We start from the raw sequence: 25,312 nt of genomic DNA, 5'->3' as shown, positions 1-25,312 counted from the left end.
AGGTTTAACCTATTGATATCCTTTGATTTAAGCGTTCATCGAGTCGAAGAACTCTGAGTTTGTTTTGGTCTGCTTGAGCTTGGAAATCAAGAACTCAATCGCATCCGTGGTGCCCATCGGGTTCAGGATACGGCGCAGCACATAGGTTTTCTGGAGATCTTTCGCATCCACCAGAAGATCCTCTTTCCGGGTGCCCGATTTGAGGATGTCCATGGCCGGGAAGACGCGCTTGTCAGCGACCTTGCGATCCAGAACGATTTCCGAGTTACCCGTGCCTTTGAATTCCTCAAAAATCACCTCATCCATCCGCGAACCGGTGTCGATGAGCGCGGTGGCGATGATGGTGAGCGAACCACCCTCTTCGATGTTCCGTGCGGCACCGAAGAAGCGTTTCGGACGTTGCAGAGCATTGGCATCGACACCGCCGGTCAGAACCTTGCCCGACGACGGCACGACAGTGTTGAAGGCCCGGCCCAGACGGGTGATCGAGTCGAGCAGAATCACGACATCCCGCTTGTGTTCAACGAGACGTTTGGCTTTCTCGATCACCATCTCGGAAACGGCAACGTGACGGGTGGCAGGTTCATCGAAGGTGGAGGACACGACCTCCCCTTTCACGGAGCGCTGCATGTCTGTCACCTCTTCCGGACGTTCGTCGATCAGAAGCACGATGAGATAGCATTCAGGATGGTTGGTCTCGATCGAATGCGCGATGTTTTGCAGCAGGACGGTCTTACCCGTGCGCGGCGGCGCAACGATCAGCGCACGCTGGCCTTTCCCGATCGGCGCCACCAGGTCGATGATCCGGGCCGAGCGATCCTTGATCGTCGGGTCTTCGATCTCCATTTTCAGGCGCTCGTCGGGATAGAGCGGCGTCAGGTTGTCGAAAGCAATCTTGTGACGCGCCTTTTCCGGCTCCTCGAAGTTGATTTGCGTCACCTTGGTGATCGCGAAATAGCGCTCGTTCTCGTTCGGCGCCTGCATCACGCCCTCAACGGTGTCACCCGTGCGCAGACCGTATTGGCGGATCACCTCCGGGGAGACATAAATGTCATCGGGACCCGGAAGATAGTTGGCTTCGGGTGAGCGCAGAAAGCCGAAACCGTCCTGCAATACCTCAAGCACACCATCACCGGAGATTTCCCAGCCCTCGTCCGCACGCTCACGCAAGATCTGGAACATAATCTCGCCCTTGCGCATGGTGGAGGCGTTTTCGATCTCCAGCTCCTCAGCCATTGCCAGGAGGGTTTTGGGGCTCTTGGCTTTCAGATCGGCCAGATTGAGTTTTTCTTCAGTCATGGAAATCCATCATGACCAACGCATTCCGCGCGGGTCTTTTTCTCTCAAATATCACAGGAGAATCCTCTTGGCCGGACGACCGGGATTTGCGCCTAAGTAAGAGCAGAAAGAGATGAAGTCAATCTTTCTCAGAATGGCTTCACAATAATCATGATGACGATAACTATCATCAGGAGCGTCGGGAACTCGTTCATCATGCGGTAATGGCGCCCGGAGCGGGTATTCGTCCCGGCCACGAAATCCTTGCGACGGACGGCGAGCCACATGTGAAACCATGTCATTGCAAGAATGCAGATCGCTTTCACCCAGGGCCAACCATCGGACCAGACGATGATGCCGGGTGTCATGACAAGGCAGAGACCGAATAACCAGCTCGAAATCATCGCTGGGTTCATGATCATTTTCAGGAGCTTCATTTCCATGTCCTGAAAGAGAAGATCGGTCTCGGACCCCTGCTCCACGCTTTCGGTATGCCGTACGTAAAGCCGTGGCAGGTAAAAAATCCCGGCCATCCAGGCGATAATCGAAATCACATGAAGCGATTTCGTCCAAGGATAAACGCTTGCCAGAAAATCGCCCATGTCCGTCCTTTCGCAGTTTCCTTCTAAATAAAATATAAAAAGAAAAAAGAAAGATGATGATTTAGTAGAGCCTGTGGATAGTCTGGATTATTGTCTTATCCCCAGTCTCGTCCAGAGGTTTAAAAGTCTTTTATTTCTTATCCACACTTGCGGATATATGAAGAGAATTCATTTAATTTCAATGTATTGTTAAAAGATAAAACTGGAACACATGGGGAGAAAACGCTCCCTGACCGGGAGTTTTACAGTTATGCAAAGAGGGACGATTTGTCTTACCCACGCATATAAGATGCGGAGCAAATGAGGCTGGACTGCGTATTTATCCCCCGTGAAAATGACAGGTAAAGATATGACCGGAATGGTCAACGCGGTCACACAGGAGTTTTCAACAGAATTATGAACATCCCGGGACAACTCATCCTCGCCTCCGGCTCTGAAATTCGTCAAACGCTCCTGCGCAATGCGGGTGTGCCGTTCGAGGTCATCGTCGGTCGTATAGATGAAGAAACTGTAAAGGATGCGCTCGTGGCCGAGGGCGCAACGCCGCGCGACATCGCGGATGCGCTGGCCGAAGGTAAAGCACGCAAGGTGTCGATGAAACACCCGGAAGCGATGGTGATCGGGTGCGATCAAACGTTGTCGTTCAAAGGACAGCTCCTGTCGAAAGCGCAGGACAAGGGTGAGGCGCGGGAACAGTTGCAAGCGATGCGCGGGGAGAGGCACAAGCTTTTGTCCGCGGTCGTGATCTATGAAAACGGCGAACCGAAATGGCGTCATGTCGGGGAAGTGCGTTTGGAAATGAACCGCTTTTCAGACAGCTATCTTGATGCCTATCTGGACCGCAACTGGGATCAGATTCGCCATTGTGTCGGCTCCTATATGTTGGAGGCAGAAGGTGTGCGCCTGTTTTCCCGGGTTGACGGCGATTACTTCACCGTCCTGGGTTTGCCCCTGCTGCCGCTTCTGGCATATCTGTCGGAAAGAGGGGTGATTGCATCATGAGTGAACATATTCCATTGGCCGGCGTAATTGGTGCGCCGGTCGCCCATAGCAAGTCTCCGGCGCTGCATGGGTATTGGCTCAAGCGCTACGGCATTGCGGGGCATTATGTGCACCTGCATGTGGAACAGGTCGATCTCGAAGAAGTGCTGCGCGCCATGCCGAAAATGGGGTTTGTCGGCGCGAATGTGACCATTCCGCACAAGGAGCATGTTCTGGCGATTGCCGATGTCGTCACGGACCGTGCTGCGCTGATCGGAGCCGCGAATACTTTGATCTTCCGGGCGGATGGCAAGCTTCATGCCGACAATACGGACGGTTATGGCTTTGTCGAAAACCTGCGGATGAATGCAGATTGGGACCCGAAGGCGGGGCCTGCGGTGGTGTTGGGCGCTGGCGGCGCGGCGCGCGCAGTGATTGCTTCTCTTCTCGAAGTCGGTGTGCCGGAAATCCGCCTGTCTAATCGCACGCGCACGCGTGCCGATGCCTTGCGCGAAGAATTCGGAGCGAAAATCTCCGTGGTCGAATGGGTCAATGCAGGCGATATGATGAAAGGTGCGGCAACCGTGGTGAATACCACCTCTCTCGGGATGCAGGGGCAGCCGGAGTTGAAAGTGCCACTCGATCTTCTGAGTTCCGACGCCGTGGTGACTGACATCGTTTACACGCCCTTGCGCACGGCCTTTCTCGAACAGGCGACGCAAAAAGGCTGTCAGACGGTCGATGGGCTTGGCATGTTGCTTTATCAGGCTGCGCCCGGGTTCGAACGCTGGTTCGGTCAGCGCCCCGAGGTGGACGCGGCCACACGCGATTTCATTCTTTCCGTATGACCCGGCCTTTCCTCATCGGTCTCACCGGCTCTATAGGCATGGGAAAAAGCACCACGGCAAAGCTGTTTGCCGAGGAAGGCGTGCCAGTTTGGGACGCGGATGCGACCGTGGCGCGGCTCTATGAAAAGGGCGGCGCGGCGGTTCAGGCTATATCGGAGGCGTTTCCCGAGGCAATTGTAGAGGGTGCAGTGTCGAAAGAACGGCTGAAAGAGATTATTGCCGAGGACGCGACAGCGCTCAAAACCATCGAGCAGATCGTGCATCCGCTCGTCGCAAAGGATCGTTCTGATTTCATTGATCATTCCGATGCACCGATCCTTTTGATCGACATTCCCTTGCTTTTTGAGACGCAGGCAGAAAAGTCCATGGATGCGGTCGTCGTCGTTTCCGTAGATGCGGAAACACAGGCTGAGCGTGTCCTTGCCCGTCCCGGTATGACCAGAGAACATTTTCAGGCCATACTCGCAAAACAACTGCCCGACGCGGAAAAGCGCGCCCGCGCGGATTTCGTGATCGAGAGTACAAGCCTTGAAGCCGCCCGCGCACAGGTGCAGGATGTGCTCTCCCAAATCAGGAGCCGTTTATCCCATGCGTGAGATCGTACTCGATACCGAAACCACCGGGTTCGACCCGTTCAGCGGAGATCGTCTTGTGGAAATCGGAGCGATCGAGCTTGAGAATCACATGCCGTCGGGGCGAACCTATCACCAGTACATCCACCCGGATCGCGATATGCCGGACGAGGCCTTTGGTGTGCATGGCATCGGACCGGATTTGCTTCGAAATCCGCGCCCGCCAAAGGATGGCGAGGTCATTCTCAAGGACAAGCCGTTTTTCCGGGAGATCGGTCGGGCTTTCCTCGATTTCATAGGTACGGATTCGAAACTCGTGATCCACAACGCGGCGTTCGACATGAAATTCCTGAATGCCGAGCTGAAATGGATCGGTTTGCCGGAGATTGCCTATGAACGTGCAATCGACACTCTGCCGATGGCACGCAAGAAATTTCCCGGCGCGCCCGCGACGCTTGATGCGCTGTGTCGCCGGTTCGGGATCGACAACTCGTCGCGGACGTTGCACGGCGCGCTTCTCGACTCCGAAATTCTGGCGGAAGTTTATCTTGAGTTGATCGGCGGGCGTCAGCCCGATCTTGTGCTTGCGCCGGTCCGCAAGAAATCTTCCAGCGCCGATACGGGCCCGCAGGAAGCATGGCGTCCGACCCGGCGCCCTGTACCTTTGCCTCCTCGCATCACAGACGAAGAAGCCGCCGCCCATGCTGCCTTTGTCGAGCAGTTGGGCGACGGCGCACTTTGGAAGAAATTCAGCTAAGCTAGCGACTTAGTTGACCGGAGCAGAGGCAGCCTCTTGCTGGGCGGCGGCACGACGTTGCATGTCTTGACGGTAGAGCTGAACGAAGTCGATGTTATCGAGGTTCAGTGGCGGGAAGCCACCGTCGCGGGTGATGTCATGGGTCACGCGGCGCAGGAACGGGAAGAGCATACGCGGGCATTCGATCATCAGGAAGGGATGCATCTGCTCGTCCGGCACATTTTCGATGTGGAATACACCGGCGTAATCCAGCTCGAGGATGAACAGGGTCTGATCGCCGCTTTCGGTCTTGGATTCAATCTTCACCTTGGTGGCGACTTCGAATTGATGCTCTTCTTCGCGTTTTTTCGCATCGAGCGCGACCTGAACGGAGATCGCCGGGCGGCCTTCGACCTTCAGGCCTTTCTGAGCCAGAATGTTTTCAAACGACATGTCCCGGATGAACTGACCCAGAATCTGCATTTTGACCGGCGCGGGTTGAGCGGCGGCCTCGGGTTGCGGAGCGGTAGTGCCGTTTTCGGCCATCTTCTCTGTCCTCGAAAAATGAAATTCGCGGATTTGTATCAGGTCGGCGGCAATGCCTCAATGGCGAGTCCAGCCAGACGGCCCCTGATTTTTCGGTTTGTCTGTGTCCAGCTCTTCCCATTCTCCGTCGATCACACCCGGATCATGCGGATTTTGCCGATTGGCGGTGTTCTGCGTGAAACTCGCCTGTTGTCCCATGACAAAGCTCTGCACCTTCACCCGTTTACGAAGCTCCTTGAGCACAAAGGTGCGAAACGCCGGGATAAGCAGCAGAAATCCCATTGTATCGGTGAAAAAACCGGGCGTAAGCAGGAGCGCACCGGAGAGAAGGATCATCGCGCCATGTGCAAGAGGCTCTGCCGGATCGTTCAGTTCGGCAAAGGACTGTCGCAGTTGTGACATGGCCAAAGCGCCCTGTTGCCGCACGAGCGCGGTGCCCAGAACAGCCGTCACGACGACGATCAAAAGCGTGGGCCAGAGCCCGATCAGACCGCCGACCTGAATGAACAGGGCGATCTCAATGATCGGAACAGCGACAAAAAGCGCGAAAAGCCACATGGAAAGTCCTCTCTTATCTCCGCCCCGCAGGTAGACTTGGCGGGGTGCGTCACCTACATAAGGTCGGAACACAGTTATTTCCACGTTTGAACGGAGATCGAACGCCGATGGGGAATTCCCTTCTGTCCATTCTCGTCCTCGCGGGCATTGCCATTTTCCTCATCCTGCGTCTGCGCAGCGTTCTGGGTACGCGGGAAGGATTTGAAAAACCCCGTGCCGAGTTTCCGGACCCGGAGCAGACCGGGCGCGTGCGTCGCGATTTCGAAGTCATCGACGGGGGTGTCGATCACGACATCGTCGACAATGTCGAAGCGGGTAGCCGAGCGGCGGAAAATCTGGCGGCGATCAAGCGTGTGGAACCCTCGTTCAGCGTGACGGAATTCCTTTCCGGCGCGCGCGGAGCCTATGAGATGATCCTCATGGCCTTCGAACACGACGATCTCGACAGCATCAAACCTTTCCTTTCCGAAGACGTGTACGAGGCCTTTGCCTCCGTTGTGGCGGACCGTCAGGCCAAGGGGCTGACCATCGACAGCCAGTTTGTCGGTCTGCGTGAAATTCAGATCATCGACGCCGATCTTGACCGGGCAACGGACGAGGCGGAGATCAAGATCCGCTTCGTGGGCGAGACCACCTCCGTCGTGCGCAATGCCGAAGGCGAGGTGGTCGAAGGCGATCCCAAGGCGGTCAAGCGTCAGAAAGACATCTGGACCTTTGCCCGCCATCTGGGGAGTGCCGATCCGAACTGGCAGCTTGTCGCGACCGGTGCCTGATGTGGGCGAGGGTGGCCAAGGCTGCCTTTGCGGCATGGCTCGCCCTGAGCGCGCCAGCATCCTTTGCGGAGGATTTCATGGTGCGGGTTCTTTCCTTTGACGATTTGAACGAATGGGCCGCAGACGATCATGCTGCGGCCCTCTCGGTTTTTCGCAACACTTGCGATCTGATTGATGGGCCGGAATGGCCGCAGCTTTGCGAACTCGCCGCCCGTGTGCCCGACGCCCGCGCCTTTTTCGAATTGTTTTTCCGCCCGGTCCTGATCGAGGACGGCGAAACCCCTCTTTTCACCGGTTATTTCGAACCGGAACTGCGCGGGTCTCGCCATCAGACGTCGCGCTACAGTTACCCCGTCTATCGTTTGCCCCCCGATGTCGTCTCAGGCGCGCCCTATCTGACCCGTCGGGACATTACCGACGGGGCGCTGGCCGGGCGCGGGCTTGAGATTGCCTGGGTCGACGATCCGGTGGAGTTGTTTTTCCTCCAGGTGCAGGGATCGGGGCGCATTCGTCTCGACAATGGGTCCGTGATCCGCATCGGTTACGCGGGTCACAACGGGCGCGATTATCGCTCCGTTGGGCAGGAACTGATCCGACGTGGCGTCTACGATGCACATCAGGTCTCGGCCAAGGTCATTCAGAACTGGGTACGACGCAATCCCGATGAGGGGACGGAGCTTTTGAATTTCAACCCGTCCTATGTGTTCTTCCGAGAGCTGCCGCGTTTGCCCGCGGAAAAGGGACCGATCGGCGCGATGCATCGCTCGATCACGACCATGCGTTCCATCGCGGTCGATCCGAAATTCGTCACCTTGGGGGCGCCGGTCTGGATTGAGAAGGAGGGAGAAACCCCGCTCCACCGCCTGATGATTGCGCAAGATACCGGATCGGCGATCAAGGGCGCGCAGCGGGCCGATATCTTTTTTGGCACGGGCGATTTGGCAGGTGACCAAGCCGGGAAAATCCGTGATCCGGGACGAATGATCGTCCTCATGCCGATTCAGCTTGCCTATGCGCTTGAAGAGAGGGCGGAGGGGTGAGCCGTCGCAAGAAATCGCTGACGGAAGAGGACAAGACGCTCTGGAACGCGGTGCGCAAGACCGCGACGCCTCTTCATGTCGAGCGGATGCCCGATCCCCTGCCCCGCCTCGAACCTACGAAGACTCCTGCGCCAAAAGTCCCGCGCGAGATGGAGGCCTTTGAGATCGAGATCGGCAAATACGCTGAGAAAACCGCGTTGGGTCACGACTTGGCACCGACGATTTCCGAGCGCCTGTCGCAATCACCGCTACGTATGGATCGCAAGAAATTCGGCAAAATGCGTAAGGGGAAGATACTGCCCGAGGCCCGTATCGACCTTCACGGCATGACCCTGGCGCAGGCGCATCCTGCGCTCATGCGGTTTATCCTCAATTCCTGGGCGATGGAGCGGCGGCTTGTTTTGGTGATCACCGGTAAGGGAAAGCATCGTGACGACGACGGGCCGATTCCGGTGCGCAGAGGTGTGCTGAAACATCAGGTGCCGCATTGGCTGCACACATCGCCCCTGCGCGAGGCGGTGTTGCAGGTCTCGGAGGCGCATCTGAAACACGGCGGCACAGGCGCGTATTACGTCTACCTGCGCCGCCCGAAGTGACGGGTTTCATGTGAAACGTCAGAGCATGTAACGGCTGACATCCGCCGCCTTCGCCATTTCGTCTACATGGGCGTGGACATAGGCGGCATCGACCGTGATCTTTTCGCCGGGCTTGTCGGGAGCGACAAAAGACAGCTCCTCGAACACCCGCTCCATGATCGTGTAAAGTCGCCGCGCGCCGATGTTTTCCACCGTCGTGTTCACATCGGCGGCAAGTTTGGCGATGGCTGCGATCCCGTCGTCGGTGAAGGTCACTTCGACCTCTTCGGTCTCCATCAGCGCCTTGTATTGCAGCGTCAGCGCATTGTCGGTTTCGGTCAGGATGCGGACGAAATCGCCCTCTTCCAGTGCACGTAATTCCACCCGGATCGGCAAACGCCCCTGCAATTCCGGCAACAAATCCGAAGGTTTGGCGATGTGGAACGCACCCGATGCTATGAACAGGATATGGTCGGTTTTCACCGGCCCGTATTTGGTCGAAACCGTCGTGCCCTCGATCAGCGGCAGGAGATCCCGCTGTACCCCTTCACGCGACACATCGCCTCCACGGGTTTCCTGACGCGCGCAAACCTTGTCGATCTCGTCGATGAAGACGATGCCGTTTTCCTGGACGGCTTCAAGCGCCACGCGGGTCACAATTTCATCGTCCAGAAGTTTGTCGGCTTCTTCACCGATCAGAACATCATAGCTTTCTGCGACGGTCAGGCGTTTCTTGACAGTGCGCCCGCCGAGGCCCTTGAGCAGATCGCCGAGATTCATCATGCCGCCCATCTGCGGTTGACCGGGGATTTCGAACATGCCCATCGGCGTACCCGTGTCCTGAAGCTCAAGCTCAATCACCGTGTCGTCCAACTCACCGCTTCGCAGTTTCTTGCGGAACATGTCGCGGGTCTGTTCGCGGGCGTCTTTCCCGGCGATGGCTTCGATCACACGATCTTCGGCGGCACCCTGTGCCTTGGCTTTCACATCCTCGCGCATCTGCTCGCGGGTTTGGGAAATCGCCGCATCGACGAGATCGCGCACGATCTGTTCCACATCACGGCCGACATAGCCGACCTCGGTAAATTTCGTGGCTTCGACTTTGACGAAAGGCGCTTTGGCGAGTTTTGCCAGACGTCGGGAAATCTCCGTCTTGCCGACGCCGGTCGGGCCTATCATCAGGATATTCTTGGGATAAACCTCTTCACGCAGGTCATCGGACAACTGTTTGCGCCGCCACCGGTTACGCAGCGCCACAGCGACGGCGCGTTTGGCGTCATTCTGGCCGATGATATAGCGGTCCAGCTCGGACACGATCTCGCGGGGGGTCAGGTCAGTCATTTGGAAATCTTCTCAACGGTCAGGTTGCCATTGGTATACACGCAGATGTCGGAAGCGATCGCCATCGCCTTGCGTGCGATGGTCTCGGCGTCGTGCTCGGTTTCCATCAATCCGCGGGCCGCAGCGAGGGCGAAATTGCCACCCGATCCAATCGCTGCAATGTCATGTTCTGGCTCAAGCACGTCGCCCGCACCGGTCACGACCAGAAGCGTCTCACCATCGGTGACGATCAGCATAGCTTCAAGCTTCGAGAGGTATTTGTCGGTGCGCCAGTCCTTCGCCAGTTCGACGCAGGCGCGAGCCAGTTGGCCGGGCGTGGCCTCCAGCTTGCTTTCTAGCCGCTCCAGAAGTGTAAACGCGTCGGCGGTCGATCCGGCAAAGCCGCAAACCACATCATGCCCGCCGGGCTTCAACCGCCGCACCTTGCGTGCCGTGCCCTTGATCACCGTCTGACCGAGGCTCACCTGCCCGTCACCGGCCACGACCACCTCACCACCGCGCCGCACGCCGATGATCGTCGTGCCGTGCCAACCGGGAAATTCTTCTTTCGACATTCGGAGTTCCTTTCGCTTGGCTCTCTATATGTGACTGTGAACCGCAGGGTGCAACCGGGGCCTGAAATCCGGCATGAAAAAGGGCGCCACGATGGGCGCCCGAATTCGCATTATATCCGTAAGGATCAGGCTTCTTCCGAGATCCAGTTGGCCAGAGCCGCTTTCGGAGCGGCGCCGATTTTCGCGGAGGCCACTTCGCCGCCTTTGAACATGAAGAGCGCGGGGATCGAGCGCACGCCGAATTGCGCAGGTGCGTTCGGGTTTTCGTCCACGTTCACTTTGACGATTTTGACCTTTCCGTCGAGTTCCTCGGACAGTTCTTCGAGGGACGGGCCGATCTGTTTGCAGGGGCCGCACCATTCCGCCCAGAAATCGACAACCACCGGGATGTCGGATTCAAGGACTTCGGATGCGAAAGTGTCGTCGCTGACTTTTACGGTCGCCATGGGGCTTCTCCTGAATTTTGAACTTGGCAAAAATCTAGGTCGGCACCTCTTGATGGTCAAGATGTGGCGGTGCGACCGAGGGCATCCATCACGATATCGAGAGGCACGGGGCAAAGCGTTGCCGTTTTCGTCCACAAAAGCGCAACTTCGATTTCGCGACCCGGATAAATCTCTCCCACGGCCTGCGCATAGGCGCCGAGCTGGCGCAGCAAGCCTTCCGGAATGTCTTCGATACAATCCGGGATTACCGTGTTGGATTTATAGTCCACGATCCGGATGCGGTCCGGGGTGACGATCAGCCTGTCGATGATGCCGTGAATGATCCGTTCACCCATCCGACCGGTGTAAGGTACTTCCGCAAGCGAATTGGGACCGAAAATATCCCAGTCATACTGGCCGCGAATGACATTCAGAGCTTCGGCCATCAACTCCGGGATTTCCGTGTCGAGCGCAGTTTCTTCGCCGATTGAGAGGACAAAGCGTGCGACAGCTTCGTGATTCTCGTGGGCAACATCGGGCAGAACTTCTATCAGGCGATGAAGTTGACTGCCGCGCCGCATGGCGGTTTCCTTGTCGAAAATCCCATCCTCGCCGGGCAACGCCTTGGCGCCGCCGAGATCGGAAGGCGAAATGACGGTGGTCTTCACATCCGGTTGAGAGGCAGGTTTCAGGGCCCAGTTCGGCAGACTGTGGGATGTCCTGTGTCGATCACCGATGTTGTTTGCAGTTTCCGGCCAAGCCCCATGCGCATAACGCGTTCCCGTCCGTCCGGCCAGTTCACAGGTTTCGGTGGCAAGACCGGAAAGCCCCCGTTTCACAAGTTCATACCAAGTTTCGGGTTTTTCTTCACCGGCCCCGCAGACAGTCAACCATTTTTCCGCACGGGTCATCGCCACGTACAAAAGACGTCTGTCCTCCTCAAGATCGGCCATTTTGAGCCGGTTTAGGGTCTGTTTTACCTGATCTGAGCGTTGGGTCGCCGCACCCTTCCAGACCAGTTGCCCGGTTTCCGGTTCGATGAATTCTTCCCGCGTTTCACGCAGGGTTTTCAACGTATCCGGCAGGATCACGATAGGGGCTTCCAGACCTTTCGAGCCATGTGCCGTCATCACACGCACGAGGTTGGAATTTTCATCGAGCACGCGTTTGAGCTGAATGTCCTGAGATTCGAGCCATGCGATGAACCCTGTCAGGCTGGGTGTCTCTGCGGTTTCATAGCTGCGTGCCTGATGCAAAAGCGCGTCGAGCCCGTCTTCGGCCTCCTTGCCCAGTCGGGCAATGAACTTGCGCCGCCCGTCATGGCGGATCAAAACGCGTTCGATCAGATCGTAAGGCCGCAGAAAGTCGGAGACCTGCCTCAGGTCTTCGAGGATGGCATAGGTCTCTGTCCAGTCCGCGCGGCGTTCGTAGAGCTGACGCCAAAGCGTGATGGTCGTACGCCCGTGCGCAAGGCGATACAGATCGCGTTCGGACCAGTTGAACAGAGGCGATTTTAAGACTTCGGCGAGGGCCAGATCGTCATCCTGCAAGGACAGAAAAGCCAGAAGAGAGCGCATGTCCTTGACGGCCATTTCCTCGCCCAATGTCATCCGGTCTGCCCCGGCGACGGGAATGCCCGCTGGATGGGATTTCAGGGTGCGGAGCATCCGTCCGAACAATTCGGACCGGCTGCGCACGAGGATCAGGATATCGCCGGGTTGAACCGGCCTGCCCTTGCCACCCTTATCGGGAATTGAACCGGATGTGAGAAGTTCGGCAACGAAATCCGCCACCCGCGTCGCCAGCCGGGCGCTGTGGTGTTCGGGGCGGATGATATCGACCGGGTCTTCCCAGTTTTCATCCTCTTCTTCGGATTTCTCCGGTTCCTCCAGAGACCAGAGATCGACGCGACCCGGAATATCGTCGAAAAACGCGATATGTTCGGGGGGGCCTCCGACTCCTTCGCCTCCGCTTGCGGCAAAAACTGCATCGGTCGCGGTCAAAATCGCCGGTGACGAGCGAAAGGAATATTGCAGAGCCAGATCCTGAAGCGGTTGGCCGACGGCGTTCAGCCTCTCGCCGAAATGCGCCTTCATCTGGTCGAAGGCTTCGGGCGCTGCGCCTTGGAAGGAATAGATCGACTGTTTGTGATCGCCGACGACAAAGATCGTGCGGGTCACATCGGCACGCGCCCCTTCGCCCGAGGTGAATTCTCCGGCAAGCAATTGCACCACGCGCCACTGGTCGGGGCTTGTGTCCTGAGCCTCATCGACAAGAATGTGGTCGATCCCGCCATCGAGCCGATATAGCACCCATTGCGACACGTTCGAGATCGACAGGAGATCGCGCGCGCGCCGGATCATGTCGTCGAAGTCGAGAAGCCCAAGCCGGGCCTTGTGCTCCAGGTAAGGCGGCAGGATCGTTTGGGCAAAATGGTGCAGAGCCAAGGTGCGCTTGGCATCGTAAAGCGCGAAAAGACGCGGGCGGACGGCCTCCACCCGTTTCATCAGCTCTTCAAGGCGATCAAACCCGCCGGGATGGGCGTCGATCAGTTTGCGCGTCGGCAGGCTCGAATGTTGCGCATAGAATTTCGATTGCAGGGGTGTTTTGGTGTTTTCACCTGAGAGCAGCTTACCGCAAAGCTGTTCTACAAGGCTCATACTCGGCTCTAATCCAGCCCAATGGCGGAAAAATAGCGCGATTTTCTGATCGGCGGCGCTTGAGCCTTCCATCAAGGCGGCACAGGACGCAAATATCTCCTGTTCACCTCCGAGGAACACCTCGCCCAAAAGCGCGTTCTCGTCATAGCCCTCGGGCAAATCGAACCAGGACCAGATGTCCTTAGCCTGCTTTGCGGGCAAAAAACCGTCGCGTTTTGCCACGATTTTGAGCGCGAGTTCCGTCAGATCGAGATCGCTGACATGCAATGCCACGGCGTCGAGCACATCGCGCTCAGGCCCCAGAGCCAACTCTTCGAGAATATCCGCGATCATGCGTCGGGATTGTCGCTCATCCATCTCCTTGAATTGCGGTGAAACCCCCGCTTCGAGCGGGAATCGTCTCAAAAGCGCACTACAGAAGGAGTGGATGGTCTGAATTTTCAACCCGCCCGGCGTCTCAATGGCCCGAGCGAACAAGGTGCGAGCATGGCGCAACACGTCGCTGTCCAGATCCTTGTCGGGGGCCAGTGCGCGCAGTTCTTCTGTCAGCTTAGGGTTGGGCAACATGGCCCAGTCGCCCAGCCGCTTGAACAGCCGGTTCTGCATCTCGGCGGCGGCGGCCTTGGTGTAGGTGAGGCAGAGGATGTGTTGCGGCGGCGTGCCATCGAGCAACAGCCGCGCTACGCGATCGGTGAGCACCTTTGTCTTGCCCGAGCCCGCATTGGCCGAAAGCCATGTGGACATGTCGGGACGGGCAGCCATGATCTGACGCCGGGTGGCCTCGTTCATCTCAGTCATCGAGGTCCTCCGGCGTGGGGCTGTCGGAAATCGACCATTCGCCAAATCGTGCGAGATGTTCGAAATCGGTCTTGTATTGCACGGTCTCCATCATCCGGCGGGAGGTGTATCCCAGTTCGGGATCGTCATAGGCGGCGATGAGTTTGACAAGGCGCTCACGCACTTCCGCGATGTCATGGGGTTCCAGTGGCAGCACCGTCTGTTTCAAAGCGGCATTGAGCCCGAGATAAGCAACTTCGGAGACGCGACCCTTTGGCACGCCTTCGAATTTTCCCGCTTCCATCATCATCGCCTCCAGCAAAAGCTGAATGCTGAATTTCCGGGTTTGTTTTTCGCTTGGCGGCGTGCCGGATTTGTAATCGTAGATCACAAATGTATCGTCCGCTTTCCGGTCGATCCGGTCGGCCTTGCAGGTCAGGGAAAAATCCACCTCGGGCAGATGCATCGCGCCTTTGGCTTCAATGCCGCAAGGTACGCCTTTCTCAAGTCTTTCCCGTTCGTCGCGCACCAGTTGATCGGCAATCCGACGGACGCGGGCAAGCCAGACTCGCCGCGCAGATGGCCAGGCCACCTCGCTTTCCAGAACCTCTTCCGCAACGGTCAGAAACCGCGCCACCGCCGCCTTATGGCTGTCATCGCCCATCTGTGCGAGATAGCGTTCCATGATCGCATGCAGCGCCGTGCCGCGTTCGCGAATATCCGGATCGCGGGACAGAGGGTCGAGTCTGCTCAGGCGCAAGATGCGGCTGGCGTAAATGTCGTAAGGATCGCGAATCAACGTTTCGATTCGTGTGACCGAAAGTTGCCGGGGCCGGGCATGTGCGGGCGGGCGCGGGCTTGGTCGTTTTGCGGGTGGAAGGATGAAATCCGGTTCGTCCAATGCTTCGGCGAGTCCCATCCATTCCGCGCCGCGCTCACGCATCTTTTCAAGCGCCGCGCGTCCTTCGTCCGACATGCCCGCCATAAGGTTGGTCAGCCGGATCAGCCAGCGCGAGGCGACCGTTTCCGCCTCCGCATCGCGTTTCGCACGGGTCAGGACAACCTCAGGTGCGGCAATCGCCTGTTGAAAATCATGTGCGGATAGACCGATGGATTGCTCTGGAGAAATCAGCCCTGCTTGTCGCCGCATATCGCGGCTGAACCACGGGTCCTGCCCGACGGCTTGGGGCCAGATGCCTTCGTTCAGCCCGGCAAGGATCACAAGATCGGCCTGAAGGGATCGCGCCTCAAGCGTTCCCCAGATCATCACTTTCGGATGTTTGGGAGAGGGATCACGGACTTGTCCACGCCCCAGAATGGCGCGGAATAGATCGGCGAATTCATGGATGTTCAGGGATCCGCCATATTCCGCTTCGCGTTGCAGATCCTCGACAAGTCGCCGTGTTTCCCGACCGGCATTCTGTGCCCAAAGTTCGCTGTCATCTTCGCCGACCGGCCCTTTGACAAGAGCCGAGGCCAGCGCAACAAGCACATTCAGATGCTCGGACAGATGACCTTCGGGCGCGATGCGCAGTTGTTCCAGAAGATCGGAAATCCAGCCTGCCCAATGTTTGCGACCGTCTTTGTCTTTTTTGTCTTCGCCGGAACTGACAGCCCATTTCAGGATATCGTCGCGCGCGGGAAAGGCCGGTCCTGTGCGGCGCAGATGTACTTCGAGTTCGCGCGTCCAGAGCAGGTGATACCCGCGCCCCTCGTCGCCCTGTGATCCCCGTGCACAGAGCGGGTGTTTCAGCAAGACAAGCAGATCTTCCGCGGAAATGTTCCGCCCCATGAAGCCGACAAGGTGGCGCAACAAGCGACCGGGGGGTGTTTGATTGAGCGGAATCCCCGCACTGTCGTCCGGCACAATGTTCCAGCGATCCAGCAAAGCCGTCACGCGCCGGGCCAGATCGCGATCCGGTGTGACCAGGGCGGCGGTTTTGTCATCATCCGTAGCCTGACGCAAAATGAGAGAGATGGCATTCGATTCGATGCGCATGTCCGGCGCTTCGATCAGGGTCATCTTTTGTGTGGCCAGTGCGACGCCCTTGAAGGCGGGCCCCTCCTCCATCCATTGATCGGTCACGGGCGCGGGACGTAGAGCAAGGGACACCAACCGGTTTCGCGCCGGGTTTGAAGGCTCTTTCGTGTCCCAATGTTCAATTTGTTTCGGACGAAGTCCGAGGCGCTCGGCCATACGGGCGCTCCGCTCTTGGGGATGTTCGAAAGCCGCGCGCTCGGCATTCCGGATTTGCGACCAGACCGGCTCCGGCATATCGAAATCCACGCCGGGCAGAATGACGGCCCCCATCGGCAAGTTCGCGACGATAGACATGAAACGCGCCGTCATGCCGCGTGAGCCCGTCGAACCCGCGACAAGGATCGGATGATCCGGTGGTGTCTCGCGCCATTGTCGTTCCAACCGGTCGATGACCAGTTTCATGCGGGCTTCTGAACCTGGATCGGTGGAAGTATCGGGGCCGAAGAAGTCGAAAATGATGGACAGGAATTGCAGGGATTTCTGCCAGTGGCCGGAGGAATCCTGAACCTTGAGGGCACGAATATCATCCGGGCTGACGCCCTCGTCCTGCATCTCGCTGAGCAATTGCGCGAGACTGTCGGAGAGGTCGAAAATCGACGCGCGGGTGGCGAATTGGGGTTCCTGTCGCAGAAAATGTGCAACCAGTTGCGAAAGCTCCAACCGCCTGCGCAAACTGTTCACGGGAACCGGGAGATCGAGGAACTGATATTCGGTGCCGAGTTCGGACAAAAGGCGTATTCTGGGCAGGAATCGGGTCGATCCATTATCGAATGCCCCCTGAATATCTTTGCGCATCCGCGAGGTGTTGACGAAGATTTCGGTGCGCGCCAACAGTTCGGGGGGAGTGTCTTTCAGGCGGTTCAGAAGCCCGTTTTTGATCGCAAGAGGGTAATTCGCACCGCAGGGCACGCCAAACAGACCTGGTTTCCCTCCTTCGACGAACATCACACTCCCTTCAAAAGTTTTTCTGCAATGGCAATGCCATCGGGATGGCCGACATCGCACCAATGCCCCTCATATTCCACCCCATAAATCCGTCCGGCCTCAAACAGACCCTCCCAAACGCGATTGAGTGAAAAATGCCTGTCTTCGATTGCCGAGACTGGTTCAGTTTTCAAAATCTGAACGCCTGTGTAAACGGTTTGAGTGCCGCGGCGCAGTTGGCTGTCTTGGGACAGGTCGAAATCGCCCTGCCCCAGATGGCCGTGAGTACGGGATTGGGGGACGACCAGTAAAAGCGCGTCCATTTTGTCGGGTTGCCAATGCGCGGCGAGGACTTCGGACGCACGCGGACCTTGCCAGACCGCATCGGTGTTCATCGTGAATATGGCATCTTCACGAAACAGCGGCAGGGCGTTTTTCAGACCGCCTCCGGTTTCGAGGAGTTCTTCCTCATGAATTGTCTCAACACCAGCATTCCCGAGATGCTTTTCAAGCTTATCAGGCAGGTAATGCAGGTTTGCGACCCGATGATGCACCCCTTCCAGTTGCTCAAGAGCATGATCGACCAAGGGTCGTCCGGCCACCTCGATCAGGGGCTTCGGGCGGTCGATGGTCAGTTCTTTCATGCGGGTGCCGCGCCCCGCGCAAAAGATCATTGCAGAGTCGGGATTGTGCCGCATTTTGCTTTCAATGTCTTGAGTGCGTTTTCATCGGGTTCGGGAAGGGTTTTGCGAAGCAGTTCCGCCAAGCCCGCAAGGTCCGGGTGTTGCAGGTCCTGTTGCAAATAGCGCCAGACGCGCGGGATCAGGTCGACATAATGCGGGCGCCCGAAATGCAGAGACATGCGTCCGAAGACCATCAGAATGCGTAGGTTGCGTTGCACGGAACAGATCGCTGCCTGACGTGATAAATCGACCCGATTCTGGCCCAAACCATCACAAAACTGGTCGATGCAGCGGGTTTGAATGGTGTCGGGTACATCGCGCCGGGCATCGGTCGTAAGCGAGATCAGATCGTAGGCCGGATGACCCAGCATGGCGTCCTGGAAATCAAGTAAGCCGACCCGCGCCGTTCCACACCGCTCTGGCAGCCAAAGCAGGTTTTGGGCGTGATAATCGCGCAAAATTGTGACGCTGCCCGGACCGAGATCGTCGATCAGCGGAGACAGGGATGCGCGAACGGCATCGCTCTCTTCGGAGAGATCGCGCTCAAGGATCGGTTCCGCGTACCAGCGATAGCAGGACAGGGCGAGGTCAGTCATTTTCGGGCCGTAATCTTCGAGCCCTTCCATTGGAGGGGCGCCGCAAATCCGGATCAGAACATCCACGGCAGCGTCGTAAAGCTCGGGTTCTGAACCGGGATTTTGCAGGCAAACCTGATCGTAAAGATCTTCGCCGAAATCTTCGAGGATCAGGAACCCCTGCTCCTCATCTGCGGCATAGATTTCCGGGGCGGAAAGCCCGAGTTCACGCAAATAGGACGCCACTTTCAGGAAGGGCCGGACATCTTCGCCCGCTTCCGGTGGGGCATCCATGACGATGGCCTGACGCCCGGCGATGTCATCGAACAAACGATGGTAACGGCGGCGGGAAGCATCGCCCGCCAAGGCGAGAGAACGCGTCGTGGACCAGTCGCTTGTCTGTAGAAATGCCGCAAGTTTTTGGGTGCGGTCGGAGGGTTGGGTCACGAGAAGGGCCTTTTGCGTCGGACATGTGTCGCCCGACTTTAGGCCCCGCTGCGGGGGACACAAGGGTTGGCTTTACATCTCGGCGAAATGCGTAGTGCTGGCCTGCGGGCGCAAGGTCGGGCGCAGAGTGTTGATGCGCCCCTCGGGTGTGAAGCCCACAAGCGTCTGCCCGGAGGGCAAGGGGACAAAACGGCAATTCAGACGGCGGCCATCCCAGAGCCGGGTCTGGCCAATCCAGTCGCTGCGCTCTTCGGTTTGTGTCACAAACTCGCGAATATCGCCCCAAAGCGGAGAGGGGGCGCATTTGGCATGCCAGATCCGTGTGGCATCCGTAATGCTGGTTTCGACGATCCCCTCCAGTTGGTCGAGGCCCCAGAGATTTGTGTAGGCACTGTTCGCCATGACCAGCATGCCTTCGCTGGAAAACACTGCAATCGCTTCCGACAGGGTGTCGAGTACGGCCTGCCCGGTTTCGATCTCGGCACGAAATCGCCGGGTGAGCGACATTTCGGCCGAGATGTCTTCGAACAGGAAGGCGATGGCGCCATCCGGATGGGGACGCCCGGAAATCCGGTAGGTCATGCCGCCGGGCAAGGTCCAGACCTCTTCGTAAGTCCCGTCTTCGGCGGCATTTTCCAAGGCTGTCATTTCCTGACGCCAGGATTTGTAATCCTTGGGCTCGGGCATCATCTGATTGTCGCGCAGGCGATCGAGAAAAGTGGTGAGGGCCGGACGGGTGATCAGAAATTCTGCAGGCAGAGCGGTGAGATCGGTCAGCGCCGGGTTGAACAGGGCGAGGCGCCGATTGCGGTCGAACACGGCCAGACCGATGGTCAGATGCGAAAAGGTTTTTGTCAGCGTCTGGGTGAATTCGCGCAGGGTCTCCTCGGCCTTGACCGTGCGATCCGCCGAACTGCCCGCAAAAAGCGCATCGTTTCCGATGGCGAATCGATAGATGTCAAACCAATGTGGGGTGCCGTCCCTGTCCTTGAAACTCAAACGCCGCGCCTCGTTCGGTCCGGCTTGTGCCAGAAGCTTGGTGTCGAACAGGGCGGCTGGCGGCCAGCTTGTGTTTTCGCCTGTTTCGGACAGGCTGTCGGCGAGAGTGAGATATGCGGTGTTAGCCCAGGTGATCGTGCCGTTCTCAACCTCGCGCCAGACCAGAAACGGGACGTTTTGCGTGGTTGCGCGCAGGGTTTCCAGCTCCTGTTCCATCGCCATGAGAGAATGGCGATCCATATCAACATGGGCCTGTTCGGTTTCCCGGTCGAAGAGCGTGATGCGCGCCAGACCGTTGCGCCATTCGCATTTCAGAACGGCGTTCCCGTCACGGGATTCAAGCGCCATGCTGCCCCGGTCCGCCAGTTCGGAAATTTCGTGCTGAAGGGTCGGGAATTTCGAAATCATGACGGACAACAGCCGCGACCAATCCGATCCGACATCGGCAGCGGCGGCAAGAACGCTCTGCGCGGCGGGAGTCGCGTTCACCAGCTTTTCGTCGTCGAACAGAAAGACGATATCGTTGTCCTGAGAGGCCAGAGTAATGGCGTCCAGCCGCTCCCGATGTGCGGCGAGCTGAGCCAGCCCGTAGAGCACGAGAAAGGCGATGCCGAAACTTCCGACAACCAGAGAAATAAAGGTGAACAGGATATTCGGTGACATGTGATTCCCATCCTACACTGCGCATATGCGACGGATGCAGTGTCGGGAATGATGGTTAACGCGTGGTTAAAGCGCGGGACTTCACGATGTCAGAAGAGTATTTTCTCCCAGTGCCTTGTTTTGTTCTCCTTCGGGAACGCTGATCATATGCCTTTGCCAGGACAATTCCACGATTGCGCCCGACCGACGGCCGGCATGCAAATGCAGATCGTGCGGGTCCGACCCGTTCGAAAATGCTATCTCCGCTCCGGTGCGCTCCAGCAGGGTTTTGGCAATAAAAAGGCCCAACCCCATGCCCTGATAGCCGGGGCGTTTCTCGAATTCCTTGTCGGCGCGTCGCCCGTGCATAAAAGGATCGCCGATCCGTCCGATCACCGACGCGGGAAACCCTGCGCCATCGTCGATGATCCGAAGACGAATATCATCCGCGCTCCAGGCGATGTCGATCCAGACGGTTGTTTCGCAGAAATCCACCGCATTCTGAACCAGGTTGCGCAGCCCGTGGATGATCTCGGGGCGTCGATAGACATAGGGTTGTGCGCTTTCGTCCTCGGAGCCCAGAACATCGAGGGTGACGGATTTGCCGCGCGCCATATGGGGTTGTGCCGCTTCTTCGACCACCGCCTGAAGTGGGGCGAAGCGCATGTGGAGGTCGTCTTTTCCCGCCTGCCCCATCGAATGCAGAATGTCGCGACACCGATCCGCCTGTTCGTTGATCAAACGGGCGTCGTCGCGCAACTCTTCCTGACCTTCGAGATCGTCGACCAACTCGCTCGACACAAGTTTAATCGTTGCCAGAGGGGTTCCCAGCTCATGCGCGGCGGCGGCGACGACACCGCCGATATCGGTCAGCTTCTGTTCGCGGGTAAGCGCCATCTGGGTGGCCAGAAGCGCCTCCGACATGGTGTGAATTTCCGAAGCGACTTTCCAGGAGAAGACGCCGAGAAAGACCACACCGATGACGATCCCCGCCCAAGTCCCGAAGAGAAACAGCCCCGGCACGGTCAGGATTTGTCCATCCCCGGTCTGCAAGGGTAAATAATAGAGCGCCAGAACACTGACCAAAGCAATGGCGACGGCACCGGTGAGGATCGAGGATTTCGGACGCAGGGCAGAGGCGGAAATCGACACGGGCGCGAGAATGAGCATGGAGAACGGATTGTTCAGTCCGCCGGAGAAATAGAGAAGTGCCGACAGTTGGAGGATGTCGAACAACAGCATCAGCGTCGCACCGCGTTCGCTCAGCCGGGTGTTTTCCGGATAAATGAAGCTGGATACGATGTTGAGGATGATCGAGGCTCCGATCACCAGTGCGAAAGCGCCGTAGTCGAACCGCAGATCGAGGGTGAGCATGGCGACCAGAATCGTGCCGATCTGACCGGCGATTGCGATCCAGCGCACGGCAACCAGAGTGCGCAACCGCACCCAATCGGATCGCCGTTCTCCGGCCATGACACCGTTTCCGTTTTCAATCATTGACGCTCTTTTTACCTCGCTGCGGCATTAAAACCCTTGTTAGTGCCTGCGTTTCTCTCGATCAATGCGTGGCAACGAGAGGAGAGCAAAGATGTCCACGAAAACCATTGCCGTTGCGGCTGTTGCCCTTGTTGTCGCGGGTCTTGGAGCCGGCTTATGGTTTGTCAGCCGCCCTGCCGCCGACGATCCCTTTGCCCAATGTCGCGTGTCCTCTGTGGGGGGCGGAGCTTCCGCGATAGGCGGGCCGTTCGAGCTTGTGAACGAAGACGGTGTGACGGTGACCGACAAGGATGTCTTTACAAAACCGACAATCCTCTATTTCGGCTATACCTTCTGCCCCGATGTCTGCCCGCTCGACAATATGCGCAATGCCGATGCCCTGCGCATTCTCGATGAGCGCGGATATGATGCACAGGCGGCGTTCATTTCCATCGACCCGGAACGCGACACGCCGGAGATCGTCAAGGAATTCACCTCGCTGTTCCATGACAACATGATCGGTCTTACCGGCACCCCGGAACAGGTCAAGGCCGCCTCGATGGCTTACAAGACCTATTACAAGAAACAGGAAGACGGCGATCCAGAATATTACCTCGTAGATCACTCGACCTTCGCCTACCTCGTCTTCCCGGAAATCGGTTTTGTCGATTTCTTCAAGCGTGAGGATACGCCCGAGCAAATGGCCGACCGGGTGGCCTGTTTCATCGACGCCGCAGGGTAAAAATTGACCCTCCCTTAGACACGTTCTAAAACCTATCTGAAATTATCAGATTATGCCGATGGCGGGAGGGTCCGGGATGGACGCGGACGAGACACTGGAACTGGGCGAAGACAAGTCGCTGCTTTTGGTCGATGACGACGAACCGTTTCTGCGGCGCCTTGCGCGTGCGATGGAAAAACGCGGTTTCGATGTCGAAATGGCCGGTTCCGTCGCTGCCGGTCGTGCAATCGCCACGGCGCGCCCGCCAGCCTATGCGGTCGTCGATTTGCGACTTGAAGATGGTAACGGTCTCGATGTGGTCGAAGTGTTGCGCGAAAAACGCCCGGACAGCCGGATCGTGGTTCTGACCGGCTATGGAGCCATTGCCACCGCCGTAGCCGCCGTGAAGATCGGCGCGACGGATTATCTCTCGAAGCCCGCTGACGCGAATGACATCGTGCATGCGCTTCTGGCCACGAGCGACGAGCTTCCGCCGCCGCCGGAAAACCCAATGTCCGCTGATCGTGTGCGTTGGGAGCATATCCAGCGGGTCTATGAGCTTTGCGACCGCAACGTCTCGGAAACCGCGCGCCGTCTCAACATGCACCGCCGGACACTTCAGCGCATTTTGGCGAAACGCTCCCCGCGTTAAGATGCTTCAGGCGCAAGCGTCTTCAACCAGTCGATAAACAACCGGGTGGAAGGGTGCTCCACCCCTTTAGGGGTGGCGGCGAAATAGGTGAAGCCCTGCCCGAGATCGTAGGGCAAGTGCACCAACCCCCCGCTTTTCAGATCGTCGCTCACCGCGATTTCCGACACGAACGTCATGCCGACGCCACGCACAACGGCCTGTACGCTTTCCGATTGTCCCTCAATGAAGATTGCCGACACTTTGTTTTCGTCCACCCCGCATTTTCGCATCAACTCAATGTCGTCCAGCTGTGCCCGCGACCGTATCCAAGGCATGTTTTGCAGCGGCAGAGCCGCCACATCCCCGCCGTGTTTGCCGATCAGGATCGGACTGGCGACAAGGATGATCCGCGTCCTCCACAGGGGCTCGACATCGACACCGGGCCAGTTGCCGCTGCCGGTGCGAATGCCGAGATCGAATTGCCGCCGTTTCAGGTCGTCAACCGAACCGGAGGGCGTCAGGGAAACGGGAATGTCGGGGTGATCGTCCCAGAATTGTCCGAGCCGCGGAATGATGAAGGCATAGGACAGCGCGGGGGTGCAGGTCACCCGAAGCCCGCGCGATCTTGGCCCGTTGCGTGCCTCTGCAATCCCGTCGGAAATTGTGGCAAAACCTTCGGACAGCGCCTCCGCCAATTGCCGTCCGGCTTCGGTAAGCGCCATCCCCCTGCCCTCCCGCTGCACCAATGTCAGCCCGAGGTCCTTTTCCAGCGCGCGGACTTGCTGTGTGATCGCAGCATGGGTGACGTTTAGCGCCCGACCCGCGGCTGTGAACGAACCAAGACGTGCGGTTGCCTCAAAGGCGCGCAGGGTTGAGAGGGAAGGCATATGACGCCAGTCGATGTCGGGCATATGTAAATTTTACTTACAGTTTCAAAAAATCCCTGAGTGGAACGATTTCATCATAGGTAATAGATAAAGCCAATGTCGAGCTTTTCAGGAGTAAACCCATGTTACAGATAATCGCAAACGAAATGATGCGCGGGCCGGATATGACCTCCCCGGAGGTGCAGCATCGCCGCGAGATTCTGGCGCGCCGGCGCAAGACAGGCCAATTCGTCCGCGCCGCATGGGTTCAGCATCTTCGGGTGTTTCCCGGAAAGCTCGGCCTTTTTTCTGTGCGACACGAGATCAAAGCGCAGCCATCAGTTCCGCATGCCGCCGCGTGAACGCATTGCGTGTCTCGACCGGCGGGCGCAGATGGATGCGCAGATCGCGGACCAGGTCGGGGTTCATCCGACCAAAGAACCTGTTGCTTTCCGCTTCTGAAAACCCGGCGATCTGAGTGGCTTCCAGCCAGGCGGAGACCTTGTCCGCCTTTTTGATCTTCTTCTTGATCGTCGCCGGAATTTTTGCGGGTAAGCCGAACCGGATATGAATTGCGGCGGTGAGGCGTTCGTCCAGTGCACCGTAATCCGGGCCGATTGCGGCCTTTACCGGGGAAATCATATCGCCGATGACATATTCCGGCGCATCGTGCAAAAGCGCTGCCAATTGCCATTTGATCGGCTCTTTCGGGTAGAGACGGCGGAAAATCTCTTCGACCAGAATGGAATGTTCGGCGACGGAATAGGCATAATCGCCCCGCGTCTGCCCGTTCCAGCGCGCCACAAAAGCGAGCCCGTGGGCGATGTCCTCGATCTCGATATCCATCGGCGTCGGGTCGAGCAGATCGAGCCTGCGTCCCGACAGCATCCTTTGCCATGCGCGCGTCTGAGCCATGTCACCCTCTTCTGTGTCACGCTTTAGGTATCTCCGTCCCCATTCGGTTTCTATGATTTTTCTCGGCTTAACCGGAAATCAATGGCTCTGCGTTGTAAGCAGAGGGCCAAGCTGCTAACCAGCCTC

At 57.9% G+C, this 25,312-nt stretch carries 24 protein-coding genes; 9 read left to right on the top strand and 15 right to left on the bottom strand.

Features of this window, described 5'->3' with window-relative positions:
* Positions 1-27 precede the first annotated feature (27 nt).
* Both rho and hemJ read right to left on the bottom strand, forming a co-directional pair.
* A complete protein-coding gene (gene rho / locus C8N42_RS13980) occupies positions 28-1,299 on the bottom strand; it encodes a transcription termination factor Rho (protein ID WP_107817196.1) in 1,272 nt (423 codons plus the stop codon).
* Positions 1,300-1,427: 128 nt separating this feature from the next.
* Positions 1,428-1,880 carry a protoporphyrinogen oxidase HemJ gene (gene hemJ, locus C8N42_RS13975; RefSeq protein WP_107817195.1) on the bottom strand — a complete coding sequence of 151 codons (453 nt, stop codon included), beginning with the start codon at positions 1,878-1,880 and terminating at the stop codon, positions 1,428-1,430.
* 396 nt (positions 1,881-2,276) lie between these two features.
* On the opposite strand from hemJ, the gene C8N42_RS13970 reads away from it, so the two are divergent.
* Genes C8N42_RS13970 through dnaQ form a run of 4 tightly spaced genes read left to right on the top strand, consistent with a single transcriptional unit; the run spans position 2,277 to position 5,038 of the window.
* Complete coding sequence (locus tag C8N42_RS13970) at positions 2,277-2,882, top strand: Maf family protein (protein ID WP_211309196.1); 606 nt, start codon at positions 2,277-2,279, stop codon at positions 2,880-2,882.
* Positions 2,879-3,709, top strand: a complete 831-nt coding sequence (locus tag C8N42_RS13965) for a shikimate dehydrogenase (RefSeq protein ID WP_107817194.1) — start codon at positions 2,879-2,881, stop codon at positions 3,707-3,709. Before C8N42_RS13970 ends, C8N42_RS13965 begins: the two co-directional genes overlap by 4 nt.
* A complete protein-coding gene (gene coaE / locus C8N42_RS13960) occupies positions 3,706-4,305 on the top strand; it encodes a dephospho-CoA kinase (protein WP_107817193.1) in 600 nt (199 codons plus the stop codon). The genes C8N42_RS13965 and coaE overlap by 4 nt, the downstream gene beginning before the upstream one ends.
* Positions 4,298-5,038, top strand: a complete 741-nt coding sequence (gene dnaQ, locus C8N42_RS13955; RefSeq protein ID WP_107817192.1) for a DNA polymerase III subunit epsilon — start codon at positions 4,298-4,300, stop codon at positions 5,036-5,038. Before coaE ends, dnaQ begins: the two co-directional genes overlap by 8 nt.
* Before the next feature lie 9 nt (positions 5,039-5,047).
* On the opposite strand, the gene secB is transcribed toward dnaQ, so the two are convergent.
* Together secB and C8N42_RS13945 are read right to left on the bottom strand one after the other, a co-directional pair.
* Entirely contained in the window at positions 5,048-5,563 is a 516-nt protein-coding gene (secB, locus tag C8N42_RS13950; RefSeq protein WP_107817191.1) for a protein-export chaperone SecB, read from the bottom strand.
* Between the two features lie 57 nt (positions 5,564-5,620).
* A complete protein-coding gene (locus tag C8N42_RS13945) occupies positions 5,621-6,121 on the bottom strand; it encodes an FxsA family protein (RefSeq protein ID WP_107817190.1) in 501 nt (166 codons plus the stop codon).
* Between the two features lie 107 nt (positions 6,122-6,228).
* Between C8N42_RS13945 and C8N42_RS13940 the strand changes: the two genes are divergently transcribed.
* From C8N42_RS13940 to C8N42_RS13930, 3 genes are read left to right on the top strand one after another with little or no spacing between them, the layout of a single operon-like run.
* Positions 6,229-6,894, top strand: coding sequence for a Tim44/TimA family putative adaptor protein (locus tag C8N42_RS13940; RefSeq protein ID WP_107817189.1), 666 nt, complete (start codon positions 6,229-6,231; stop codon positions 6,892-6,894).
* Complete coding sequence (gene mltA, locus C8N42_RS13935) at positions 6,894-7,934, top strand: murein transglycosylase A (RefSeq protein WP_107817188.1); 1,041 nt, start codon at positions 6,894-6,896, stop codon at positions 7,932-7,934. The genes C8N42_RS13940 and mltA overlap by 1 nt, the downstream gene beginning before the upstream one ends.
* Positions 7,931-8,530 (top strand): Smr/MutS family protein, encoded by a 600-nt coding sequence (locus tag C8N42_RS13930; protein ID WP_107817187.1) that lies wholly within the window; start codon positions 7,931-7,933, stop codon positions 8,528-8,530. Before mltA ends, C8N42_RS13930 begins: the two co-directional genes overlap by 4 nt.
* Positions 8,531-8,548: 18 nt before the next feature.
* Here the strand turns inward: C8N42_RS13930 and hslU are convergent, their stop codons facing one another.
* The 9 genes from hslU to regB all read right to left on the bottom strand — a co-directional run bounded on the left by hslU (position 8,549) and on the right by regB (position 22,074).
* Positions 8,549-9,850 carry an ATP-dependent protease ATPase subunit HslU gene (hslU, locus tag C8N42_RS13925; protein ID WP_107817186.1) on the bottom strand — a complete coding sequence of 434 codons (1,302 nt, stop codon included), beginning with the start codon at positions 9,848-9,850 and terminating at the stop codon, positions 8,549-8,551.
* A complete protein-coding gene (gene hslV, locus C8N42_RS13920; RefSeq protein WP_107817185.1) occupies positions 9,847-10,404 on the bottom strand; it encodes an ATP-dependent protease subunit HslV in 558 nt (185 codons plus the stop codon). Before hslV ends, hslU begins: the two co-directional genes overlap by 4 nt.
* A gap of 125 nt (positions 10,405-10,529) precedes the next feature.
* On the bottom strand, positions 10,530-10,850 hold the full coding sequence (trxA, locus tag C8N42_RS13915) for a thioredoxin (protein WP_107817184.1): 321 nt from the start codon (positions 10,848-10,850) through the stop codon (positions 10,530-10,532).
* A 56-nt stretch (positions 10,851-10,906) separates the two neighbouring features.
* Complete coding sequence (addA, locus tag C8N42_RS13910) at positions 10,907-14,287, bottom strand: double-strand break repair helicase AddA (RefSeq protein ID WP_107817183.1); 3,381 nt, start codon at positions 14,285-14,287, stop codon at positions 10,907-10,909.
* A complete protein-coding gene (gene addB, locus C8N42_RS13905; protein WP_107817182.1) occupies positions 14,280-17,252 on the bottom strand; it encodes a double-strand break repair protein AddB in 2,973 nt (990 codons plus the stop codon). Before addB ends, addA begins: the two co-directional genes overlap by 8 nt.
* Positions 17,252-17,875 carry a nucleotidyltransferase family protein gene (locus tag C8N42_RS13900; protein ID WP_342747973.1) on the bottom strand — a complete coding sequence of 208 codons (624 nt, stop codon included), beginning with the start codon at positions 17,873-17,875 and terminating at the stop codon, positions 17,252-17,254. The genes addB and C8N42_RS13900 overlap by 1 nt, the downstream gene beginning before the upstream one ends.
* Positions 17,876-17,901: 26 nt before the next feature.
* Entirely contained in the window at positions 17,902-18,936 is a 1,035-nt protein-coding gene (locus tag C8N42_RS13895; RefSeq protein ID WP_107817180.1) for an aminoglycoside phosphotransferase family protein, read from the bottom strand.
* A gap of 72 nt (positions 18,937-19,008) precedes the next feature.
* Positions 19,009-20,598 carry a PAS-domain containing protein gene (locus tag C8N42_RS13890; RefSeq protein WP_107817179.1) on the bottom strand — a complete coding sequence of 530 codons (1,590 nt, stop codon included), beginning with the start codon at positions 20,596-20,598 and terminating at the stop codon, positions 19,009-19,011.
* Positions 20,599-20,679: 81 nt separating this feature from the next.
* Positions 20,680-22,074, bottom strand: a complete 1,395-nt coding sequence (gene regB, locus C8N42_RS13885; protein ID WP_107817178.1) for a sensor histidine kinase RegB — start codon at positions 22,072-22,074, stop codon at positions 20,680-20,682.
* Between the two features lie 91 nt (positions 22,075-22,165).
* Between regB and C8N42_RS13880 the strand changes: the two genes are divergently transcribed.
* Positions 22,166-22,795, top strand: coding sequence for an SCO family protein (locus tag C8N42_RS13880; protein ID WP_107817177.1), 630 nt, complete (start codon positions 22,166-22,168; stop codon positions 22,793-22,795).
* A gap of 76 nt (positions 22,796-22,871) precedes the next feature.
* A complete protein-coding gene (locus C8N42_RS13875) occupies positions 22,872-23,426 on the top strand; it encodes an ActR/PrrA/RegA family redox response regulator transcription factor (protein ID WP_107817176.1) in 555 nt (184 codons plus the stop codon).
* Here the strand turns inward: C8N42_RS13875 and C8N42_RS13870 are convergent.
* Together C8N42_RS13870 and C8N42_RS13865 are read right to left on the bottom strand one after the other, a co-directional pair.
* Positions 23,423-24,316 (bottom strand): LysR family transcriptional regulator, encoded by an 894-nt coding sequence (locus C8N42_RS13870; RefSeq protein WP_107817175.1) that lies wholly within the window; start codon positions 24,314-24,316, stop codon positions 23,423-23,425. The two genes, C8N42_RS13875 and C8N42_RS13870, sit on opposite strands and share 4 nt — an antisense overlap.
* 279 nt (positions 24,317-24,595) lie before the next feature.
* Positions 24,596-25,186 carry an HD domain-containing protein gene (locus C8N42_RS13865; RefSeq protein WP_107817174.1) on the bottom strand — a complete coding sequence of 197 codons (591 nt, stop codon included), beginning with the start codon at positions 25,184-25,186 and terminating at the stop codon, positions 24,596-24,598.
* Positions 25,187-25,312 lie beyond the last annotated feature (126 nt).

Source organism: Celeribacter persicus, from assembly GCF_003050785.1.
Taxonomy (GTDB): domain Bacteria; phylum Pseudomonadota; class Alphaproteobacteria; order Rhodobacterales; family Rhodobacteraceae; genus Celeribacter; species Celeribacter persicus.
This window is presented reverse-complemented; position numbering and strand designations above follow the sequence as displayed.

Excerpts from the sequence above, each read along its gene's own strand:
- rho (WP_107817196.1), bottom strand. The coding sequence starts at position 1,299 with ATGACTGAAGAAAAACTCAATCTGGCCGATCTGAAAGCCAAGAGCCCC.
- hemJ (WP_107817195.1), bottom strand. The coding sequence starts at position 1,880 with ATGGGCGATTTTCTGGCAAGCGTTTATCCTTGGACGAAATCGCTTCAT.
- C8N42_RS13970 (WP_211309196.1), top strand. The coding sequence starts at position 2,277 with ATGAACATCCCGGGACAACTCATCCTCGCCTCCGGCTCTGAAATTCGT.
- C8N42_RS13965 (WP_107817194.1), top strand. The coding sequence starts at position 2,879 with ATGAGTGAACATATTCCATTGGCCGGCGTAATTGGTGCGCCGGTCGCC.
- coaE (WP_107817193.1), top strand. The coding sequence starts at position 3,706 with ATGACCCGGCCTTTCCTCATCGGTCTCACCGGCTCTATAGGCATGGGA.
- dnaQ (WP_107817192.1), top strand. The coding sequence starts at position 4,298 with ATGCGTGAGATCGTACTCGATACCGAAACCACCGGGTTCGACCCGTTC.
- secB (WP_107817191.1), bottom strand. The coding sequence starts at position 5,563 with ATGGCCGAAAACGGCACTACCGCTCCGCAACCCGAGGCCGCCGCTCAA.
- C8N42_RS13945 (WP_107817190.1), bottom strand. The coding sequence starts at position 6,121 with ATGTGGCTTTTCGCGCTTTTTGTCGCTGTTCCGATCATTGAGATCGCC.
- C8N42_RS13940 (WP_107817189.1), top strand. The coding sequence starts at position 6,229 with ATGGGGAATTCCCTTCTGTCCATTCTCGTCCTCGCGGGCATTGCCATT.
- mltA (WP_107817188.1), top strand. The coding sequence starts at position 6,894 with ATGTGGGCGAGGGTGGCCAAGGCTGCCTTTGCGGCATGGCTCGCCCTG.
- hslU (WP_107817186.1), bottom strand. The coding sequence starts at position 9,850 with ATGACTGACCTGACCCCCCGCGAGATCGTGTCCGAGCTGGACCGCTAT.
- hslV (WP_107817185.1), bottom strand. The coding sequence starts at position 10,404 with ATGTCGAAAGAAGAATTTCCCGGTTGGCACGGCACGACGATCATCGGC.
- trxA (WP_107817184.1), bottom strand. The coding sequence starts at position 10,850 with ATGGCGACCGTAAAAGTCAGCGACGACACTTTCGCATCCGAAGTCCTT.
- addA (WP_107817183.1), bottom strand. The coding sequence starts at position 14,287 with ATGACTGAGATGAACGAGGCCACCCGGCGTCAGATCATGGCTGCCCGT.
- addB (WP_107817182.1), bottom strand. The coding sequence starts at position 17,252 with ATGTTCGTCGAAGGAGGGAAACCAGGTCTGTTTGGCGTGCCCTGCGGT.
- C8N42_RS13900 (WP_342747973.1), bottom strand. The coding sequence starts at position 17,875 with ATGAAAGAACTGACCATCGACCGCCCGAAGCCCCTGATCGAGGTGGCC.
- C8N42_RS13890 (WP_107817179.1), bottom strand. The coding sequence starts at position 20,598 with ATGTCACCGAATATCCTGTTCACCTTTATTTCTCTGGTTGTCGGAAGT.
- regB (WP_107817178.1), bottom strand. The coding sequence starts at position 22,074 with ATGATTGAAAACGGAAACGGTGTCATGGCCGGAGAACGGCGATCCGAT.
- C8N42_RS13880 (WP_107817177.1), top strand. The coding sequence starts at position 22,166 with ATGTCCACGAAAACCATTGCCGTTGCGGCTGTTGCCCTTGTTGTCGCG.
- C8N42_RS13875 (WP_107817176.1), top strand. The coding sequence starts at position 22,872 with ATGGACGCGGACGAGACACTGGAACTGGGCGAAGACAAGTCGCTGCTT.
- C8N42_RS13870 (WP_107817175.1), bottom strand. The coding sequence starts at position 24,316 with ATGCCCGACATCGACTGGCGTCATATGCCTTCCCTCTCAACCCTGCGC.
- C8N42_RS13865 (WP_107817174.1), bottom strand. The coding sequence starts at position 25,186 with ATGGCTCAGACGCGCGCATGGCAAAGGATGCTGTCGGGACGCAGGCTC.